The organism is Nostoc punctiforme PCC 73102 (assembly GCF_000020025.1).
In the GTDB taxonomy this organism is placed as follows: domain Bacteria; phylum Cyanobacteriota; class Cyanobacteriia; order Cyanobacteriales; family Nostocaceae; genus Nostoc; species Nostoc punctiforme.
Genome location: NC_010628.1, coordinates 6,358,568 through 6,380,006, shown reverse-complemented (window position 1 = coordinate 6,380,006; position 21,439 = coordinate 6,358,568). Strand labels below are relative to the sequence as shown.

Below are 21,439 nucleotides of genomic sequence, written 5' to 3'. Positions count from 1 at the left end.
CCATGCCGTAATAGTCGACTATTGTAATGTGTTTTATTTGACAAGTTTTTTGGCACACCAAGCTGTCGCTTTTTAAGCACAAGAGGGATAAAAACATCTAAATTGCATAACCTAATTAAACATAACTCTCGTGGGGCGGTCATCCTGCCCGCCCAGCTTATGCAATTTAAATTACAGGGCGATCGCATTCTCTTGTGCCAAAACCATAAAAATCATGAGCATCGCGTAACTCATGTGGTAAAAACAGTTAGTTCCACTGTTGAAAAGAGAGATGAGATATGGACACGTGAAGTTCAGGTAGTTTGGGTTGCACAAGGCCCTTGGGAATATGCGCCACAGGTAAAAAATATAATTGGCGATTTTTTATTCAAAGGTGGTAACTCGATCGGTGCTAAAGCTCCCTCAATTATTCTGAATTTAGATGTACTGAAATAATTGAGCTGATGGAAATAATGTAGTGCGTCAACGCGGTGTAACGCACTCTACAAATAAATCAACTCTTAAACTTCTACATCTAAAGTACGCACCAAAAAAGCCCATTTATCTGCGGCTTCCTCGATAATTTTAGCAGTGGGTTTACCTGCACCATGCCCTGCCTTAGTCTCAATTCTAATTAAAACTGGGGCATCACCTGCGTGAGCTTCTTGCAAAGCAGCGGCAAATTTGAAACTATGAGCAGGGACAACGCGATCGTCATGATCGGCTGTGGTAATTAAAGTTGCTGGGTAAGCTGTATCTGGTTTGATGTTGTGGAGTGGCGAATAAGCATACAGCGCTGGAAACTCTTCTGAATTATCTGCTGAACCAAATTCGGAAGTCCAAGCCCAACCGATGGTAAATTTGTGGAACCGCAACATATCCATCACGCCGACAGAGGGTATTGCTGCACCAAACAAATCGGGGCGCTGTGTTATACAAGCACCCACCAATAAGCCACCATTACTACCACCTGCGATCGCTAGCTTCTCAGTCTTAGTATATTTATTAGCAATCAACCACTCAGCTGCACCAATAAAGTCATCAAAGACATTCTGCTTTTTCTCCTTCATTCCTGCTTGATGCCATTCTTCGCCGTATTCTCCACCGCCGCGTATATTGGGCATAGCATAGACACCACCCATCTCCATCCACACCAACAGACTCACAGAAAAGCTAGGTGTCATTGAGACATTAAAACCACCATAAGCATAGAGATAAGTGGGGTTATTTCCATCTAATTTAATGCCCTTTTTGTGCGTAATAAACATGGGTACTCTAGTACCGTCTTTGCTCTGATAAAAAATTTGTTTTGTCTCATAATCATTAGGATTAAAATCTACTTCCGGCTGGCGAAAAACAGTACTTTTACCAGTTATCATATCGTAGCGATAGATGGTTCCTGGTGTAGTAAAGCTGGTGTAACTATAAAAAGTTTCGGTATCATGACGTTTTCCTCCAAAACCTCCGGCTGAACCGAGTCCAGGTAATTCTACCTCACGAATAAACCCGCCTTTGAGGTCAAAGATTTTAATTTCGCTATGAGCATCTTTGAGGTAATCAGCAACAAATTGGTTATTGAGTATGCCTACACTTTCTAAGGTTTCTGCTGATTGAGGAATGATTTCTCGCCACTTTTCTGACGCAGGGTTTTGAGTGTCAATTGCAATAACTCTTCCCCGTGGTGCATTTAAATCTGTGCGGAAATAAAAGAAGCTATCATCATTTTCAATAAAGCTGTAATCTGCCTCAAACTGGTTAATTAATTCTACGACTTCAGCATTAGGGTTAGTTAAATCTTTGAAGAAAACCAAATTTTTGGAGTCAGTACCCAGCCAAATAGAAATTATTAGATAGTGTCCATCTTCAGTAACACCACCACTAAAACCCCATTCTTTTTGGTCAGGACGATGATAAATTAGTACATCTTCTGATTGAGGTTTGCCTAGTTGATGATAGTAAAGCTTTTGATAATAGTTAACATCTTCTAATTGAGTTTTTTCATTCGGCTCGTCGTAGCGACTGTAGAAGAAACCTTGATTATTATGTGTCCACGATGCACCAGAGAATTTAATCCACTTCAGATGATCTTGTAGGTCTTCACCAGTTTCAACATCGCGTACTTTCCACTCTTCCCAATCAGAACCAGAGGTTGATAGACCATAAGCTAAAAGTTTACCATTCTCGCTAATAGACAATCCTGAAAGAGCAATAGTACCATCTTCTGAGAGTTGATTGGGATCGAGTAAAACTTTAGGTTGATTGTCGAGGGTTTTTAGAGTGTAGAGGACACTTTGGTTTTGCAGTCCGTTATTTTTAAAATAAAAGTAGCGTTCGGTGGAACCGTCTTGCAGAGACTTGCCTTCTTTAAAAGGGATACCATATTTTTCATAATCCCAAAGTTTAGTGAGGCGCTGTTTAATTTTTTCCCTGGCAGGAATTTCGCTCAAGTAGCCAAAGGTAATTTGATTTTGTGCCTCAATCCAAGCCCTTGTTTCTTCAGAGTCAGGGTCTTCTAACCAACGATAAGAATCTGTGACTAAAGTACCGTGGTAGTTATCGATTTGATTACTTTTGTGGCTGGATGGGTAGGTGATAGGTTTTGTAGATGAGGGCATAATCTTAGGTTGAAAGTGCTTCTTTACATACTACAAAGATAGGCCTAAGACGTGGGGCATACACGGGAGCATCCACATTTACTAGTGATGGCAAAATGGAGGGAAACATATAAGCCGCACATGAAGCTGATGAATGAAGAAAAGCAAGCACGTCTGCAAGCCTGTATGCAAGAACTAGCAAGCATACTTACTATATGAAGAAACAAACCCTGCCCTAATACTTTTCGGTTAAGGGGGAAAGGGGAAAAGGGTTTGAATTTACCTTTACCCCAACCCCTGTAACCTTTTCCCAGATCAAAAGAGAGATTGTTGAGTTTATCCGAAAAGTATTGAACCCTGCCCAATTAAACAACCTGGAAAGCATGAAAAAACCGTGCGATGCCGAAGGTGGGCTACGCCTACGCACATTTTAGAATATGAATCTCTACAACGCAGAGAACATGAACTACCTAGTTCACAACAATTAACGCCTGTCCGAATACTGTGGGCGATCGCTTGTGCGTGACGTTAAAGCTTATCGGGCTAGCATTTCAACGGCAATTAGACAGGTTTCTCAGTTTATCGAAAATAGCCAAGATAAGTGTAAAGCTCAATGAGCGATGTCTACGACGGGCTACGCCTACGCACTCAGCATAAAATTGGGAGTGGATAATTTACCACTCCCTCATCCTCTATGCTTCGATAACTACCCTCAAATTGCCCCGTTTTTTCGCAACACGGCAAGCAGTCGTAGTACCAGAACGCTCGAATTCTAAATCGAGGATGGTGGGGCCGACTCGCAAATTATGAAATGACAGGCGATTAATCGATTCTGGCAAAGCGGGGTCGATTATTCGCAAGCAGTTATTTTGAGCATCAGGCACCAAGTTGACCATCATTTGTAGTAGTTGGAAGATACTACCGGTAGCCCAAGCTTGGGGAGTGCAAGCAACTGGATACTGCACAGGGGCATTGTCACCGTTCCGTTCGTAGCCGCAGAAGAGTTCTGGAGGACGTTCATAAGGCTGCTGACTGGTCATGTCGAATAAACCTTGGAAAAGTTCTAAGGCTTGATCGATAAGACCCAGCGATCGCAATCCCATTGCGATCAGAGCGTTATCATGGGGCCAAACCGAACCAATGTGATAACCCATTGGATTGTAAGCGGGTGATAAACTACTCAGGGTACGAATGCCCCAACCATTAAACATATCTGGTGCCCGCAACCGTTCTGCTACACTGTAGGCTCTTTCGTGGGTGAAAAGACCCAAATGCAGACAATGACCAGGATTTGAGGTAATACTGTCTACAGGTTTACCATCTCCATCCAAAGCCAAGGCGCAGAAATCCTGGTCTTCTACCCAAAAATCTCGATTAAAACGAACCTTGAGACTTCTGGCCTCTTCTAGCCAACGATCTGCCAAATCAAGACGCTTTTTCATCCTTGCTATTTCTGCTAGGCGCGTTTTTGCTGCATAGACATAAGCTTGCACCTCACAAAGGGCAATTGGTCCGTTAGCTAATTCTCCCTTATGGTTGACAATGCAGTCGCCAGAGTCTTTCCAACCTTGGTTAGCAAGACCGCGTTTAGATTTACGGAAGTAGCTGAGGTAACTGGTTTGTTTGGTATTGCGATCGATCCAGTCCATTGCTGCTAAAGCATTTGGCCAAAGTAACTCTAGGAGTTCTTGATCGTGAGTCCAAGCATAATGTTCGGCATACAGCATTAGCCACAGGGGAGTCGCATCAACTGTACCGTAGTATGGTGTGTGAGGAATTTCTTGACAACGAGCCATTTCTCCCAAACGTAACTCGTGCAAAATCTTACCCGGTTCTTCTTCGCGCCATTCGTCGTCGATTTTGCCTTGGTATTTCGCCAGTAATATTAGGGTTTCTTTGGCGATTTGTGAGTTTAACATCAGGGTTTGGGAAGCTGTAATCAGCGAATCCCGCCCAAATAGTGTAGAAAACCACGGTACTCCAGCTGAAACTGTCTTATGCTTACCAAAAGACTGGCGCAACAAATACATATCTTGCTCGGCCCGCTCAATCACTCGATTGAAAATGCTTTTATCTGAGCTAATGCGGGTAATTTGCTGTACCCAGTGTTGCTCCTCCATCAACTCAGCAGCTTTCGCCTGTCCTAAAGTGATGGCGGCGCTTACAGTTGAACTAGATTGGTTGTTTTTTAGCATATTCACCCGATAACCCAGCTTTTGGGTTTCGTGAGAAGCCAACTCTAGCTGCCAAACCGCAGTGTAGCCTTTGAAATAGTCTGGTTGACGATGCTGGAATAAAATCCGAGATTCCATCACCGAACCATCCAAACCTTGATAGGCGAGTGTTAAGGATTCTTCCCTAAAAGTTGAGGGGTCTTTAGTTACTGGTGAAACGCCATCGACGATTCCTTCTCCAGTCGTGGGTTCTAGTAGACGTAAAAGCCTACCGCGTTTTTCTCTGTCATAACCCCGGACTTCAAATAAATCAACAAAATCTGCATCGAAGCTGATACTTAGTTCAAAATTGACAGTTGTTGTACTGTAGTTAGATACTTCTATTTCTTCAAATAGAGCGCCATTTAGTACTATTTCTCGCCGAATTCCGATAGTTTCGGCTCTAAGGCGTTCGTCAATTCTGGGGTTGGTACACAAAACCGAGAGTGAAAACCCTTTTTCGGCAGTACTACTGAGAAGTACAGGCGATCGCCCTTCAATTTGCAACTCTAAGCGATTGAGAAATCTCGTATCACAGCAAAACAGCCCCATGCTGGGATTACCCTCGCTGAGGGAACAGCCAGAAATATTCCCGATAGTATCTGTCACGAAAAATAAATCATCATCTTTAACCGTCAGTGTCGGTTGTGGTCTTTCACTCACAACACAAGGCCACTCCGGGATAGGTAATTGTTCAGCAGGAATAAAAGTTTTTCCATCCAGGAAAATTTTTTCCGGGGTCATTAGCGTATCCGGTGTCATTAGCCAAAGTTCCGTGTACAGGTCGTAGATTGTTTGTAGTATTCGGAGTAGAGGTCTTTATCCCTCACAACTTGCAGAAAAAAGACTCTTTGTAAAACTTGTTTGAGCTATTCTAGCCAAAATTATTTTTACGTACTGTTGACAAAGTAGCAGCGTCCAAATCTATATAAGTATTGTATAAGTCTAAACTCAAGACTGAAAACTGAGAATTTTTAGATAAGTGCTTAGTTGTCGAACTTTCTCAAGATACAAGATATATAGTATACTCAGCAGAAATGCGATGTTCCCAGTTCTATTGGGTAGAACTAGCATTTATTGATTAAACTATTATACGATTTTGTTTTAAATTTCTTTGGCCTTAGATTTAGACAAATTTCCGATAATATTTGATTGATTAATATTAATCAATCATTACTGATTAAATTATATATATGGTATGTAGCAGTAATGGTTTTTAGGTAAGAAAATTCTATTTAGTGAGTGTAAATATTACGACGGGCTACGCCAAGGCGTGGACTGTCAATCAATTCTCAGTAAAGATTAGTGAACTTAGCAGTTAAAACAATACAATAATTAGGTGGCTGTTACTTAGTAATGAAAGATTTTAGCTGTGGAAGCATATTTCAAAGTTAGTCAAGAATGTATATTGGGCGTAGTAGGTTGTCAATCAATTTGGTAACAAAATGTTGCGCCTGCTTTGGTGAAAAGTGCATTTTAGCGTTCTTTACATATTGCAACTCTCTATTTAACTTGAGAGTGCCTTGGAATTTGTACAATGCAGCTGTGACGTGGATCTTGTCGAGGTTGAGCGTTTAACAATAATTCATGAGCATTTCGACTTCTGTGCTGAGTGATCTGCTAAAGTCCCTACCATACTTGCGGCCCCAGCTATATTTTAAGGCTTCACTAACGGCGCTCTCCCATGCGATGGAAGATCAAGTTTTGGCTGCGACTTTAGCACAACCCCTTGTAATTGCTAGTTTCCAGCGAGAGCGATTTTACCGCCAAGAAGCTCATCGCTACCTGCGACTTGCCTTGCGGAGTAACCAAATATACGTATTAGCTGCTCCAGAAACGGATTTCGCCAATAGTTCGGAAAACTACGAAAAGATCGCTTTTGAGCCAACAGATGGCTTAAGTCAAGAGTGGCATTTGGTAGTGATTGCTGACAATTATGCAACTTGTCTAGTTTGTCGGGAAAGTCTTGGTTCTATTGCCAAAAACAAGCAACTACCGGAACTAAGCCCTAATCTGGATATAGACACAGCGCGAAGATTTGAAGGAGTTTGGACATCGGAAAGGGGAGTTAGCCTCAAAGCAGCTGAATTGCTGTTAGACAGGATTTTGGTTTATAGACCAGAACTGGCAAGTAAAATAAACGAGGCACGTCAGAGGTTTAGCATAGGAGAGCCGCGAAGCCACTCTGGAGCAGAACAGATCAACGAATATGCTTGTGACATCGATACAGATCCCTTTGTGCAACGCTTAGTAACTTACTTGCAAGCTAGTCAGTACAAATTGCACAAAGCCTACCGTTCCATTGCTGCCCAAGCACGAAAAGAACGATTAGTCAACTCGATTAGCACAGCCATTCGGCGATCGCTCGATCCTCACGAAGTTCTCCAGGTGGCGGCACAAGAATTAGGAGAACACCTAGAAGCTTGTCGCTGTTTAATTTACCGCGCTCAAGCTACAGATAGCCAAGCCATAATTGAACACGAGTTTTTGAATCCCGGCATTTTATCGGTTCGTGGGCAAACTTGGGAATTAGAGAAAAATTCCCTATTTCGAGACATAGTGCAACAAGGCGAAGGTGTTTGTATTAGCGATACACTGAATGATCCTCGTGTTAACAATTCGCCAGGACTTTCCTTGATTGCCAAAAAGTTTGCCATTCGTTCTTGGCTGATGGAACCAGTATTTTATCAAGGGCGGTTGTTGGGCATTGTGGAGTTGCACTACTGTAAGATGCCACCGCACGAGTGCCAACCTGGGGAGTTGGATTTGGTAGAAGCGATCGCTACCCAAGTAGGAGCAGCCCTAATCCAAGCGGAAGCCTACGCCAACCTAGAAGAACTTAACCAGCAGTTAGAAGCCCTAGACCGCACCCGGAGCAACCTTATAGCCATCACTGGACACGAACTGCGTACTCCCCTATCCACCATTCAAGTGTGTCTAGAAAGTCTCGCTAGTGAGCCGGATATGCCCTTGGAGTTGCAGCAAATTATGCTCAACACGGCTCTTTCCGACTCAGAACGAATGCGAAAATTGGTACAAGATTTCCTCACACTTTCCAACCTGGAAAGCGGCCGAGTGCAATGGCATCCAGAATCCCTGACTTTACAAGAGTGTGTGGATTTAGCACTCAGCCGCAATCGCACGCGTTCTGCAACGGAAAAGCCGCCCCAAATCAAGACTAAAATTGCCGAAAATCTACCTCTGGTAAGGGCTGATGGTGATTGGCTAGTAGAAGTACTGGCAAAACTCATGGACAATGCTTGTAAATTTACGCCACCCGAAGGAGAAATCACTATTAAAGCGTTTTCCAACAGCCATCAAATGGTTGAGGTGACTGTGGCTGACACTGGACGCGGCATTGAACCCAATCGTTTAGAAGTAGTTTTTGACCGCTTTTATCAAGAAGAAGGAGCGCTACGCCGCACCACTGGCGGAACAGGGCTTGGTTTAGCTATTTGTCGTCAAATTGTTAATGGCTGGGGTGGAGAAATTTGGGCTGAGTCAACCGGCAAAGACCAGGGTAGCCAATTTCACTTCACCATCCCCATTGTTCAGAATAGCCATGAGGAAAAGCGGACAAAAGTCAAGAGTAAATAGGTATTAGTCCTTTGTCATTAGTCATTGGGCACTTGTACTGAGCGTATCGCTAAAGCGAAAGCTTCGCTAACGCGTAGCGTCTCGTAGAGAAGCCGTAAAGCGTGCGGCATAGCTACGCTTAGGGCGGAGCCTCTCGTAGAGAAGTATGGGGCATTGGTTTTTAACAAATGACAAAGAACAAAGGACAAATGACTAAAAACTGTTACAGTCTATAACGCGATCGCAATATGATCCTGGTTGCAGTGTTAGGATTCCCTAAAAACGTTGAGAGAACGGAACTTTATGGCAGAAACACTCTCTGGACAAACCCCACTATTTGCTGGCAGCACTGGTGGCTTGCTAAAGAAAGCAGAAGTGGAAGAAAAGTACGCTATCACTTGGACTAGCCCGAAAGAGCAAGTTTTTGAATTGCCTACAGGTGGTGCTGCTACTATGCGGAAAGGTGAAAACCTGCTGTATATAGCTCGGAAAGAATATGGCATCTTTTTGGGCGGTCAGCAACTCCGGAAACTCAAAATTACAGATTACAAAGTCTACCGGATTTTACCCAACGGAGAAACCACTTTACTTCACCCAGCTGATGGTGTCTTCCCTGAAAAGGTAAATGAAGGTCGTGACAAAGTGCGTTATGTAGACCGTCGGATCGGACAAAACCCCAGTCCCTCTAAAGTTAAGTTTAGCGGTGTTGCAACCTACGACGCTCCGTAATTAGCTTTTAGTAGCTAATGGGTAATTAGTAATGGGTAATTGGTAAGAAAAAATTACCCATTACCCATTATCAATTACCAATTACTTTTGAAAATAATGATTTTTCCGCATTTCTCCCAGTTTTCCAGCCTAGCGCAACAAGGCAACTTCGTCCCCGTATATCAAGAATGGGTAGCGGACTTAGATACGCCCGTCTCTGCTTGGTATAAAGTTTGTGCAGGTCAGCCCTATAGCTTTTTGTTGGAATCAATAGAAGGTGGGGAAAAACTAGGACGCTATAGTTTAGTAGGCTGCGATCCGCTTTGGGTTTTAGAAGCAAGAGGCGATCGCACCACCCAGTTAAACCGCGATGGTTCGCAGGTTGTTTTTGCAGGCGACCCTTTTGCAGCTTTAGCCGAATGTTTAGCACCTTATCACCCAGTCAAGTTACCAGAGTTACCGCCAGGGATTGGCGGTTTGTTTGGGTTTTGGGGCTATGAATTGATTAACTGGATTGAGCCGCGCGTGCCAATCTATCCACCAGATGAGCGAAATATCCCTGATGGCTTGTGGATGCAGGTAGACCACCTGTTGATTTTTGACCAGGTGAAGCGAAAAATTTGGGCGATCGCTTATGCTGATTTACGCGACCCCAATGTAGATTTACACGCAGCCTATCAACAAGCGTGCGATCGCGTCACCCAAATGCTCGAAAAGCTATCTCTCCCCTTATCCCCAGAAAAAACTCGATTGGAATGGAAATCGCCAGGAAGTAGGGGAGCAGAGGAGCAGAAAAGCGGCGAAACAGACGAGTACAACAGTAATTTTACCCGCCCTGATTTTTGCGCTAGTGTCCAAAAGGCCAAAGATTACATCAAAGCAGGCGATATCTTTCAAGTAGTAATTTCTCAGCGACTATCAACACCATATACAGGCGACCCCTTTGCCCTTTACCGCTCCCTACGTCAGATAAATCCTTCGCCTTACATGGCTTACTTTAACTTCCAAGATTGGCAAATCATCGGTTCCAGTCCTGAAGTGATGGTGAAAGCCGAAACTGCTCCAGATGGGGGAGTTATAGCAACAGTACGCCCCATTGCTGGGACACGTCCACGGGGTAAAACTACCCAGCAAGATGCAGCATTCGCTCAAGATTTACTCGAAGATCCCAAGGAAGTTGCCGAACACGTGATGCTTGTAGATTTAGGGCGGAATGATTTGGGGCGTGTTTGTCAAAATGGTAGCGTCAAAGTTGATGAATTAATGGTAGTTGAGCGCTACTCCCATGTGATGCACATTGTCAGCAATGTTGTAGGTAAATTAGCACTAGATAAAACAGCATGGGATTTATTGAAAGCTTGCTTCCCAGCTGGTACGGTAAGTGGCGCACCCAAGATTCGGGCAATGGAAATTATCCACGAGCTAGAGTCTAGTCGGCGCGGTGTTTATTCGGGTGTGTATGGATATTACGATTTTGAAGGACAATTAAATACTGCGATCGCAATTCGCACAATGGTGGTACATGACAAGACGGTTAGCGTACAAGCTGGCGCAGGTTTAGTGGCTGATTCTGAGCCAGAAAAAGAATACGAAGAGACGTTGAATAAAGCTAGAGGTCTATTAGAAGCAATTCGTTGTTTGCGTTGAACTGGGGGCTAGTAGTGACGGAAGTTTGCCTAGCTTTAACAGGTAATTGAAGTTCTATGGCTCATAATTAAAGTCCGCTCAAGTGTTCAAGATACAGCAGATTGCAATGTGGTAAGGTACCAATACGGTTCGGTTAAAGGGTAAAGGGAAAAGGTTTTGAATACATCCTTTCCCCTTTACCCCTTACCCTTTACCCAGACCACAAGGAAAGTGAAAAATGCTTATCCGAACTGTATTGGGTGAGGTACAGACAATCGTAGGGGCAATTCATGAATTGCCCCTACCTGTGTACTTCATTTACCTGAAATACGCTGTAACTAAAATTCTTATTTAGTCATCTGAAAGAAATGCAATAAAATTCGTAATGTAGCAGATTTGTGCTACATTACGAATTCAAATAAAAATTATATCGTTATGTAATGACTTTATAGTTACTATCGCCTGCAATTAATGGCCAACTGGTTTTTATTGGTCAGTTGTAAAACCGGGCTTGATACAAGTACAGTAACAGTTCGATTTGCTGTATGAGAATCTAGACCAGACTTTAAAAGTTGATTGATCAATATTCTTCTATTTTGAATTACATAGGTTTTACTTTGAACTGCAAGATGTTTGGAAACAATTTCTGCTACTTCTAAACCCATGTATCCACAATACCGTGACAAATTAGGAAGCTTTATAAATCCAATCAACATCGAATTTTTTCCAAAGCTAAAGAGACTTTTTTAGGCATATTGGATAGTGAAAATAAGTCCTGGTATCCAAATCCAAGACCTCTATTGAAGTTACTAGTAAAATGAACAAACTTGTTCATCCTAATTGAGTGAAATAAATCGCCCAAAGCATTCCAGTTACTCCAATAGCGATTAAGAGATTAGTGAAAAATCTGCCGAATTCAATTTCTTGTCCCAGTCCCTTGTCATCTTGACCGCCACTGAAAAACAATGACCACGCTTGATTTGCATTGATGGTCTCAAAGTTGTTGAAATCAGGTCTAAAAACGACTGTTCCAATCAAATCTTTTTTGGGGTAATCAAAATCAGTTTTCATAAGTTTGCCTTTAAATTGTTTTATTTGTCAACTGGAGAAAATTCGTAAATCTGAAGTGTGTTCTCTAAAAACTAGTTAGCCATCCAATCAAACCGTTTCCGGTGAAAACTTCCAACGCGATGAGTGAGATAAAACCAATCATTGCCAAACGACCATTGAGTTTTTCGGCATATTCGGTGAAGCCTATCCGTGGGGTTTCATCAACATAAATTTTGGGTTCAATTGCAAATCTGTTGAGTTGACCGCGTTCGTTAATAGTAAAGCCTTTGTTTGTCATCTTTTACTTTTTATTGTTGTGTTCTGTAAATGAATGTAACTTATTGTTAATATTTTTTGCAAGTACTTGACACGGCAAAAAAGGTAGTAACAACCGCACTAAGCAGGTAGGGTCTTTTGGATTCATGCCAAAAGATAAAAGATGTGTACGACAGCACAATAGGTTTGGTAAAAGATTGTTTGCGTAACTTTGATAAGTCTAGAGACGTGTGATGTGTACGATGGGCTACGCCTATGCTCTTGTGAATGAATACACACAAAAGCATTAATTGCCTTTAATGTAACTTCAGTAAAACTTATCATTTACATAAACAAAAATTATCATTTTATAGCTGAGGAAGTATTGCTTATTTGTAACGAAATTGTTATGTTTCTTTACATAAAGATACAAAAGCAAGATAAATGCGTTAAATCACTACTAACCATAGTTTTCTAAATAACTATGTAGTTACTCTCGCAATATCTTTGGTAAAGCGATGTCCACGATGGACTACACCTATACAAAGAATGCTGAGTACCTTTATCAACAGCTAAACGCATTTCCCCTCTGTCTTTGCACATTTAATTTTCACATTCGATAGAACTGTAATTTTTTTAGGGAACGTCTGCTATGTCTTTTACCATCAAGTCGGCTCAAAGTATTTTTCCCGGCACGCTAGTTGCTGACGTTGTTCCAACTGTTGTCGAATCATTCTCTCAACTCAATGCTGAAGATCAACTAGCATTACTCTGGTTTGCTTATACCGAGATGGGTAGAAGTATTACGGTTGCCGCTCCCGGAGCAGCTAACATGGTACTCGCACAAGGCTTACTTGAACAAATTAAGCAGATGCCTTTCGAGGCTCAAACACGAGTCATGTATGATTTAGCTAATCGTGCTGACACTCCCCTCTGCCGTTCTTATGCATCCTTCACCGTAAACATCAAGTTGGGCTTTTGGTACCAGTTAGGAGAATGGATGGCTCAGGGAATCGTTGCTCCTATTCCAGAAGGCTACAAGCTTTCTCCCAAGGCTGCTGATGTGTTAGAAGCAATCAGAAATGCTGATTCAGGTCAACAAATCACAATTCTCCGCAATACCGTAGTGAGCATGGGATTTGACCCGAATGCTCCCGGTAGTTACAAAAAGGTCTCAGAACCTGTGGCTCCACCCACAGCACCGGCATTTCGGACTAAAGTCAGCATTGAGGGTATCAACAACCCTACAGTGCTTGGCTATATCAACAACATGAATGCCAATGACTTTGACGCTGCTGTTGCTCTGTTCACCTCTGAAGGTGGTTTGCAACCTCCCTTTGAAAGACCGATTATTGGTCAAGATGCAATCCGCGCTTATATGCGTGAAGAATGCCAGGGATTAAAAATGATACCAGAGCGTGGTATATCCGAGCCAGTAGAAGATGGCTATACCCAAGTTAAAGTCACCGGCAAAGTCCAAACCCCTTGGTTCGGTGCGAGTGTAGGTATGAATATTGCATGGCGATTTTTGCTCGATCCCCAAGGCAAAATTTTCTTCGTAGCGATTGACTTGCTTGCTTCTCCTAAAGAACTGCTGAACCTAGTACGTAAGTAAAAGCTAGATTAGTCGCTGCTTAAGCGTGGATGAGTGAAAGAGCGTGGGTGTAGCCCGCCCTAGACATCACCATCTCACCACGCTTAAGTATTGGAAAGCAACCAGTCTCATCGGCAATATTGTAAAAGATTGTTAAATAATTTTAATCTTGGTGCGAAGTTTTAAAAGTCTCTTAATAAGAAGTATTTTCAGAAATTATTGATTAGATACTGTAATTTTCAGGTGAAAAATGGAAATTTGGAAGGCAGGCTGTATGGATGCTAATGAACTTCTCAAACGCTATTGTGCAGGAGAGAGAAATTTCACTCAAGTAAGCCTGCACTTAGTTAACCTCAGCGAGGTGTGTTTAGCTGGAATCAACTTGAATCAATCTAACTTGGCTAACGCGACTTTATCACAGACTAACCTGCGCGGAGCAAACTTAATTGAAGCAAATTTGACTGCGGCGACTTTATGGAGAACCGATCTAAGTGGCTCAAATCTGATATTAGCAAATCTCAAGGCTGCTAATCTGATTCGGGCAACTCTTAGGAAGGTGGACTTGCATAAGGCTTCACTGATGAAAGCAGACCTGCGTTTAGCAGACTTGCATGATGCTGACCTCAGTAATGCAAACTTGGCTGGAGCAGACTTGCGCTATGCTAACCTCAATGGTGTAAACTTGGCTGGAGCAAATCTCAGTGGTGCAAATCTGACTGGCACAAAATTGAGCAATACAGACCTGAGTCATGCCAGTCTCACCAAAGCTATTTTGTGTAAAACTGATTTAATTGACGTTGATTTCACCGAAGTAGACTTAACTGGGGTTGATTTGCACTACTGTTTATTTAACGGAGTCACGCTACCTGAACGAAGCTTAATTGAAGCGGGTTGAACGTTGCTGTCGTCTAATTAAAAATTTAAAATTTTGCTCTTGTGAAAACCCTTGTTTCTATCTTAATTTTGTCCTACAAGAGTAATTATTGCTGAATTTATGGGAACAATACAACTGTCGTCCCAGGAAAAATTCATTAGTAATGACAACCCCTGAAACAGAACGAGCATTGCTAGAAAGTTTGATTGTTGAGAATGAAGACTTAGAAAAGCTAGAATCAAAACTCGCTCAGTTTAATATTTTTGAAGCGATTGGTGTAGTACGTCAAGAATTACGTCATTCAAATTTTTTAGCATTTCTGTTAAATCCATCTGAAAACCATAGGCTTGATGATATTTTCCTCAAGCGATTTCTTAAGCGAGTGCTGTTAGAAGAGTACGAGCCTACAGACGAAAAATATACAAAAGTTAGTCCCGTTGATATCGATATAGCTGATTTTACAGATGCTGATGTTAGACGTGAGTGGCAGAATATTGATATTCTCATTCACTCTCCGCGCAATAAACTAGTATGTGCGATAGAAAATAAAATTGACGCTGGAGAAAGTATAGATCAATTAATAAAATATCAAAGGACTGTTAAGGAAGAATTTAAAGATTGTCGAGCAATTTTAATTTATTTAACACCAGTAGGTGAGTTACCTTCTCAAAAAAATTGGAGAATATATAACTATTCTAAAATAGCTGAGATAATCGATAGTATTTGTATAAGTTATGAATCTACACTTGGTACAGATATTTACACATTAATGAGTCATTATTCTACATTAATTAGGAGACATATTGTGAGTGATTCAGAAGTCGCCGAACTCTGCCGTAAAATATACACTAAGCATAAACAAGCTCTGGATTTAATTTTTGAGCATCGTCCAGACTTACAATCAGAAATTGCTACAAAAATTCATGAATTACTAATTCGAGAGACTGACTCTAAAGAAATAACTGTACATTTTTGGAGTAAGGGATACATAGGCATTATCCCTAAAAGATGGGAAGAGAATAAATTAAATCTGCATTTGCAATTTGAAAATTCTCCTCAAGAGTTAATAATAAGAATGCTAATTTGCCCTAATGAGGATAAATCCATACGCGAAAAAATATATAAAATATCCCAAAAAAATCTACCTCTTTTTAAGAAGAAACCTTTAACAGCACAATGGACAACTATTTATACAAAACCTATTCTTAAGCCTAAAGATTATGAAGATGCTGATCTTGAGGAATTAATGAATAAAGTAGAGGAATTTTGGCGGCACTTTATTAAAAATGACTTTGTAATTATCGAGAATATAATTAATACAAATATAGATGAGATAATCTGTAAAGATATCTCCGTTCATCCTGAATCCTGAAGATAAAATTTAGCGATCGCTCCTACAGTAGCCTAATTAGTAAAATTTTATACTAAAAATTTTGCATATATACTAAGCCGACTTATGTTGATGCGATCGCACCCCACACAACCACACACAGCACTAAACTAGAAAGTAAGATGCTCAGGATAGCTTATGAATGCTGTCAGAACCACTTTACCTTCTACACTCAAGTTGAAAATCGACTTAACTGACGATCAATTTTTCGAGATGTGTCAGAAAAACCGCGATTAAAGCCTCCGGCACGCTGACGCGTAGCTTGCTTCTCCGCAGGAGTACACTACAACACAAACGAAGTCTGCATACGCAAAAATCATGAAAAGCTAACCCACATTCGCGTAGCATTCTCTTATAGAGAAGTAAAGGTGGTAAAGTCTCATGTAGCCGTGATAACGCCCTGCCTTGACAGATAAAGGTAGAAAAATATACCAATTTAAAAAATGATTGCGACGGATGGATTACCAAAAAAGCTTATCCACTAACTTTTTTACAATCCAAAATCTCAAATCCAAAATGGTAATAGACAGGGCTAGGACTAATGAAAAAACCACTAATTAAGCAAAGGTAAAAATTGGTGAATTAACCCAATTGTGACTGCCGGCAATTCCAACTGCGGTGTTAACCCCACATCTTCCAACTCTTGAAAAAACCGGATTGCTTGGGGATTAATTTCGGCAAGGCGGCGACCAATTGAAGGCCCTGTAAATTCTGACTTTTGCCCCCAAATAATGGCGGTGGGAGTTGTTAATTCTTGAATGTAAAGGGATAAATCAAAGCATAAATCGCCACGGACAAAGGATAGTGCTGCATATTCAGCATTAGGCTGCTGGGCGGATTGCAAATAAGCATCTACAATTTCTTGGTACACTCGATTAGACTTAGCAAATTGCCGTTGCTCTAAGAAACTACGAATACCCCCACTGGTGGCTACCCCTGTGCTGTAAATTAAACGGTCAACAATAGGAACACTGATTAACTGGGCAAAAAAACTACGTGAGTAGTCTTCGCCAAAGTCGGAAAGTCCGGCGGGGGTGGTGAGAATTAAAGCCTTGAATAAATCAGGATGAGCTGCTGCTACTCGAATTGTAAATGCTGCGGTCAAAGAAGAAGCGATCGCAGTTACTGGGCGAGTACAAGTCTGCTGTAAAAACTCCCGAATCGTGGTCAAATAATCCTCAATATTATAATTTCGTGCCGGATGCTCAGACCGACCCCAACCGATCAAATCGGGTGCAATGATCCGATATTCGGCGGCAAAAGCCGGATAAACCTTCGACCACTCATAAGCAGAAGATCCGCCACCAAAGCCGTGCAAGAACACCAAAGTTTCCCGATCATCTCTAGCAGTTACATTAGTCTGCCAAGGCGCTCCATCAGCAGAATAATACACCATTCTACCTAGTGAGGTATTTATAGAGTGTTGGTCAAATCCTTGTGGTTGGAACATAAGTATTTTTTGTTGCCTGTAGTCATTCGTTGGCATAAGTGAAAGTAGTGATGCGGGTACACGCAGAGAGAATTTTGATCCTGTCTTTGCACTCTTGTGTCTTTTTAATTACACTGAATGCTTGCGTGTTTAGTTCAAACTTCCACTCATTGTTATTATCAGCGAATCAATTGTTCTAATACTTCTTACCACCGTCAGATTAAGCAGATGTAAAATTACTGGATTAGTTGTAAAGATTTGGTGATTTTTTTTCACAATAAAAAGGAAATTCACCTTGAAATTACTGTTTTACAAGGTTTTTTATGGTAGCGAGGATCACTAAAGCCTAAATCCAGCATAAGTTTTTATGGTAATCTATCAAAAAACTAATAAATAATTTTGAGCGTTAAAAACAGTTGAAACGCTTATTTTAATAGGCTATTTATTCTACTTCTATATGTAAAATAAATTGCTTTTGATGTATAACCAATCTGATTATTATCTAAGTAATGGTAAGGCGGGATGTCATGGTAAAGCAGGCTACTCTTCAATCAAATAAACTACCAACGATTGAAGACGCTGAATTTGCGTTTGACAAGTTTAATATACAAAATGAAATTAAAGCTTCAGCTTGCAGGAATCAGGTTGAGTCAGCCATTGATGCTGCCAGAATTAGTGTACCAACTTGTATATTTTTAGACTTAGAAGAATTGAAGTGTTTTGAACCAGTAGAGCGCCAGTATGAACGCTGGGGAGTAATTTTTCACAATTCTCTAGCAATACAACCATCAAATCCAGCATTTCCAACCTATTCAGGGCTAACAGTTTTAATGGGAGCGCCCAAAAGTGGATTTGTAGAAGCTACTTTCTTGCGTCCGGTTAACTCAGTTAGTGCCTTTGTCACTAGTTCTCAACGGCTAGTACTTTCTGCTTACGATCGCGATCGCCAACTACTCGGTCAAACTGCACTACCAGGCTCTAATCTTGCTAATTCAGACTCAGCAATTTCCCCCAATACCTTATTATCTATAAATGTGAATAACATCTATAGCGTTACCTTCTGTGCTTTTGATGGTCAATTCACCATTGACAACTTTCATTTTTGCCTTTAAAAAGCCTTTATGCCCTTGCTCTGAGCCATCTAAAATGGTATCTTTATTTCCGCCGTGCTGTACTAGTCTACTATCTGTTGATGCAAAGCAGGCATCTTGTGGTTTGGGTCTTCACCTTTTCTTCATTCCCTAGTAAAACTTATACAATAGGTAATTTCGTAATCAAGTAGGTAAACACTGTGGCACAGGCTTCGTCTTCTTGGCAGCAATTGATCAACCAGATCCCCAACTGGAACTGGTCGCATCCATTGTTCAAGACAAAAGGAGCTACAAAGCAGCAAACATTTAAGCGTTTCTCTGGGCCTGGAGGCTTTCTTGGGTTCCTGACAATCGTCGTTGCTATGTTGTTGTGGAACTGGATGCTGCTATTGGCTCTCTTAATGGGCATTGGGGTAATGGTATTAGTTTACTCAATGCAGAAGTGGGACTGGCAATTGCACTGGTCTAAGATACGTAAATTCTTAAACAGTTCAAATCGTCGATTAGTCTTAGCAGTCATTAGTGGCGGTCTTGCTACTGTCAGCACTTATATGGCCGCTGCAATTTGGGTTGACTCTCACAGTTCCTGGATTGCAGCTGGTGCTATTATCCAAGGCGTGGGAACCCTGTTAACTTTGATTTTATTAGTCTGGCAAATTGTTAACTTCTATGAAAATCGAGAAGAAGATTACCTCGATCGGTTGTTGGTCAATTTAACAGACAAAGATCCATTGAAACGGTTGATTGCCCTACGTCAACTAACTAAATTCATCAGCCGTCAGCGAGTTGATTCTTCAGTGCAGCAAGATGTTGCCGAATGCTTGCAACTCTTACTCAGTCGAGAGGAAGAAGTTGCGATTCGAGAGGCAGCTTTTAAAAGTTTACAAGCTTGCGATCGCCTCCAGTCGGTCGGAGACCATCGCCTACAAGTGCTACCCCCTAAAACAGCAGCACCTTTTGTACCCATATCAGCAAAAGTCAAGCATCACGTTTATTAGTTATTTGTCATTTGTCCTTTGTCCTTTGCAAATGACTAATGAGAAATAACTATTTTCGAGACAACTGTCCATTAATAACTTGCACTACCGGATGATTGCACCGTCGTACCAATTGTTCATCATGGGTGGTAACAATTACCGTAGCTCCAAAAGAATTTAACTTCTGGAGAATCTGGATTACTTGCCAGGAATTATCAGGATCGAGATTCCCAGTAGGCTCGTCTGCTAACAGGAGTGGTGGTGTACCAACAATCGCACGGGCAATACTCACCCGTTGTTGCTCTCCCCCAGATAGTTGATCTGGGAAGCAATCAGCTTTACTCAGCAAACCCACCAGCTTTAAAGTTGGTTCTAAACGTCGTTGAATTTCTTTACGGGTATACCCTTGAGCTTGCAGTACAAAAGTCACATTTTCCGCTACTGTTCGTTGGCTAATCAGTTTGTAGTCTTGAAACACAATGCCAATCTGTCGCCGAAATAATGACAAGCGATCGCCCCGTAAACCCGCTATATTACACTCATCAACAATTACTTCTCCCTCTGTAGGCAACTCCTGGCCATACAACAGTTTTAAGAGCGTTGATTTACCAGAACCGCTTGGCCCGGTGATAAACAGAAATTCTCCCTTTTTTACCTCAAGGTTCGCATTCAACAAGGCGTGAGTGCCATTAGCATAAGTCTTGCTTACAGATTGCAATGTCACCTTTGCAGTAGTATTACTACCATGCTGTTGAGTTGCAGAGTCCTCTCTCTGAAGGGATTTATCTGTTTTAACTTGAGTTGTTAATACTGGCATTGTTAAATTTTCCTCATAACCACAACTAAACAATTTGCCGACTTAGATGTGACATTGCCTATCAAAATAAGGATTCCCAGGTTTTGCCTGGGAATTTAAAATTCAACAAAGAAAATTTAAAATTTTTTGAAGACTTCAGTATTAACTAAGTAATAACACCCAGTACAGACGCGATTAATCGTGTCTCTCCACTCTTAACTAATTGCATCTTTCGCTGTCAAACGATAAACAAAAGCCTTTACAGCAAAAGCAGGCAAAGCCAACATTCGCCGCCAACGCCAAGGTTCTTGATACAGCCGATACAACCATTCCAAATTATTATTTCCTAACCAGGCGGGAGCGCGGGTTTTAGTTCCCGACCAAATATCAAAACTACCACCAACGCCAATCCAAATTGCTTGAGGACACAAATGGCGGTTTTCGGCAATCCATAACTCTTGACGTGGCACTCCCAAACCGACAAAAATCACTTGTGGCTGCAATTGAGCAAGAGTTTGTTGCAATTGCGCTTCTTCTTCTGGGGAATGGTAGCCTGAGTGAGTGCCTACTATATTCAATTCTGGAATTTGCTGCTGCCAAAAATCTGCCGCAGTTGAGGCCACCCCAGGCGCTGCTCCATAAAAAAACACCTTTGCCCCTGTCTTCTGTTGTCCAAGTTCTTGCAAAAGTTTTTCTGCTAATTCAATTCCCGGAAAACGCTGCACTTTTTGCCATAATAATAACCGTAAATACAGAACAACCCCCGCCCCATCTGGAATAACTAGTTCAGCATTTTTAATTATCTGAGCGAGGAATTCATTCTGCTCTGCCTGCATAGTCATTTCTGCATTGAGCGTTACTACATGAATTCCTCTGCCTTGTTCTAGGCTTTCTAACAACCAGCCTGGATAGTTAGCCATCACATGAACTGGTATTCCCAATACTGAAAATGCTTGATTGCCTTTAGACATAGCCTATTCTTGAGTAACCCTCACGCCAGATTTCCTTGAATGTTAAGTTTATCAAATTTTTTTATATTAGAACTTAGCCAGGAAAGATTCCCAGTGCCTTGGAACAATAGAAAGCTTGACATACTCCCCATTTTAAAAATTGACTCTACAAGCCGGCGGTTTTGAAAGTGGGGATTTCTCTGAGCGCTTGTACTTGGGCTGAATCAGTGCAAACTTTCTTGTGAAAGTGTAATATTAACTCAGTATAAAGAAGCTCAACTCGCAACTCTGGTTCCGGGAACAGAAGCTCCCACTATACTGCTTACAGTTAGTGTGG

Annotated in this window: 16 protein-coding genes; 9 read left to right on the top strand and 7 right to left on the bottom strand. The window is 41.5% G+C overall.

Annotated elements, in window-relative coordinates:
- Nucleotides 1-159 precede the first annotated feature (159 nt).
- On the top strand, nucleotides 160-435 hold the full coding sequence (locus NPUN_RS26060; protein WP_012411437.1) for a hypothetical protein: 276 nt from the start codon (nucleotides 160-162) through the stop codon (nucleotides 433-435).
- A 65-nt stretch (nucleotides 436-500) separates the two neighbouring features.
- On the opposite strand, the gene NPUN_RS26055 is transcribed toward NPUN_RS26060, so the two are convergent.
- Both NPUN_RS26055 and NPUN_RS26050 read right to left on the bottom strand, forming a co-directional pair.
- Complete coding sequence (locus tag NPUN_RS26055) at nucleotides 501-2,594, bottom strand: prolyl oligopeptidase family serine peptidase (protein WP_012411436.1); 2,094 nt, start codon at nucleotides 2,592-2,594, stop codon at nucleotides 501-503.
- Between the two features lie 671 nt (nucleotides 2,595-3,265).
- Entirely contained in the window at nucleotides 3,266-5,548 is a 2,283-nt protein-coding gene (locus tag NPUN_RS26050; RefSeq protein WP_012411435.1) for an amylo-alpha-1,6-glucosidase, read from the bottom strand.
- A gap of 825 nt (nucleotides 5,549-6,373) precedes the next feature.
- On the opposite strand from NPUN_RS26050, the gene NPUN_RS26045 reads away from it, so the two are divergent.
- The 3 genes from NPUN_RS26045 to trpE all read left to right on the top strand — a co-directional run bounded on the left by NPUN_RS26045 (nucleotide 6,374) and on the right by trpE (nucleotide 10,717).
- Nucleotides 6,374-8,383, top strand: a complete 2,010-nt coding sequence (locus tag NPUN_RS26045; RefSeq protein ID WP_012411434.1) for a DICT sensory domain-containing protein — start codon at nucleotides 6,374-6,376, stop codon at nucleotides 8,381-8,383.
- A 282-nt stretch (nucleotides 8,384-8,665) separates the two neighbouring features.
- Complete coding sequence (locus tag NPUN_RS26040) at nucleotides 8,666-9,091, top strand: photosystem I reaction center subunit II PsaD (RefSeq protein ID WP_012411433.1); 426 nt, start codon at nucleotides 8,666-8,668, stop codon at nucleotides 9,089-9,091.
- 96 nt (nucleotides 9,092-9,187) lie between these two features.
- On the top strand, nucleotides 9,188-10,717 hold the full coding sequence (gene trpE / locus NPUN_RS26035; RefSeq protein ID WP_012411432.1) for an anthranilate synthase component I: 1,530 nt from the start codon (nucleotides 9,188-9,190) through the stop codon (nucleotides 10,715-10,717).
- Nucleotides 10,718-11,527: 810 nt separating this feature from the next.
- Here trpE and NPUN_RS26025 read toward each other — a convergent pair.
- Nucleotides 11,528-11,767 (bottom strand): hypothetical protein, encoded by a 240-nt coding sequence (locus NPUN_RS26025; protein ID WP_012411431.1) that lies wholly within the window; start codon nucleotides 11,765-11,767, stop codon nucleotides 11,528-11,530.
- A gap of 64 nt (nucleotides 11,768-11,831) precedes the next feature.
- The gene (locus NPUN_RS26020) at nucleotides 11,832-12,044 is read right to left on the bottom strand and encodes a high light inducible protein (RefSeq protein WP_012411430.1); all 213 of its coding nucleotides are present in this window, start codon (nucleotides 12,042-12,044) and stop codon (nucleotides 11,832-11,834) included.
- A gap of 609 nt (nucleotides 12,045-12,653) precedes the next feature.
- Between NPUN_RS26020 and NPUN_RS26015 the strand changes: the two genes are divergently transcribed.
- From NPUN_RS26015 to NPUN_RS26005, 3 genes are all read left to right on the top strand, one after another.
- Nucleotides 12,654-13,616 carry an orange carotenoid protein N-terminal domain-containing protein gene (locus NPUN_RS26015; protein ID WP_012411429.1) on the top strand — a complete coding sequence of 321 codons (963 nt, stop codon included), beginning with the start codon at nucleotides 12,654-12,656 and terminating at the stop codon, nucleotides 13,614-13,616.
- 253 nt (nucleotides 13,617-13,869) lie between these two features.
- Nucleotides 13,870-14,490: a pentapeptide repeat-containing protein gene (locus NPUN_RS26010; RefSeq protein ID WP_041566423.1), complete on the top strand. Its 621-nt coding sequence runs from the start codon at nucleotides 13,870-13,872 to the stop codon at nucleotides 14,488-14,490.
- Nucleotides 14,491-14,632: 142 nt separating this feature from the next.
- On the top strand, nucleotides 14,633-15,841 hold the full coding sequence (locus NPUN_RS26005) for a PDDEXK-like family protein (protein ID WP_012411427.1): 1,209 nt from the start codon (nucleotides 14,633-14,635) through the stop codon (nucleotides 15,839-15,841).
- Between the two features lie 571 nt (nucleotides 15,842-16,412).
- Here NPUN_RS26005 and NPUN_RS26000 read toward each other — a convergent pair.
- Nucleotides 16,413-17,309, bottom strand: a complete 897-nt coding sequence (locus tag NPUN_RS26000; protein WP_041565634.1) for an alpha/beta fold hydrolase — start codon at nucleotides 17,307-17,309, stop codon at nucleotides 16,413-16,415.
- 506 nt (nucleotides 17,310-17,815) lie between these two features.
- Between NPUN_RS26000 and NPUN_RS25995 the strand changes: the two genes are divergently transcribed.
- Together NPUN_RS25995 and NPUN_RS25990 are read left to right on the top strand one after the other, a co-directional pair.
- Entirely contained in the window at nucleotides 17,816-18,400 is a 585-nt protein-coding gene (locus NPUN_RS25995; RefSeq protein ID WP_012411425.1) for a hypothetical protein, read from the top strand.
- Nucleotides 18,401-18,579: 179 nt separating this feature from the next.
- The gene (locus NPUN_RS25990; RefSeq protein ID WP_012411424.1) at nucleotides 18,580-19,377 is read left to right on the top strand and encodes a hypothetical protein; all 798 of its coding nucleotides are present in this window, start codon (nucleotides 18,580-18,582) and stop codon (nucleotides 19,375-19,377) included.
- Between the two features lie 49 nt (nucleotides 19,378-19,426).
- Here the strand turns inward: NPUN_RS25990 and ftsE are convergent, their stop codons facing one another.
- Both ftsE and NPUN_RS25980 read right to left on the bottom strand, forming a co-directional pair.
- Entirely contained in the window at nucleotides 19,427-20,173 is a 747-nt protein-coding gene (gene ftsE / locus NPUN_RS25985; RefSeq protein WP_012411423.1) for a cell division ATP-binding protein FtsE, read from the bottom strand.
- Between the two features lie 194 nt (nucleotides 20,174-20,367).
- A complete protein-coding gene (locus NPUN_RS25980; RefSeq protein ID WP_012411422.1) occupies nucleotides 20,368-21,123 on the bottom strand; it encodes a WecB/TagA/CpsF family glycosyltransferase in 756 nt (251 codons plus the stop codon).
- Between the last annotated feature and the right edge of the window lie 316 nt (nucleotides 21,124-21,439).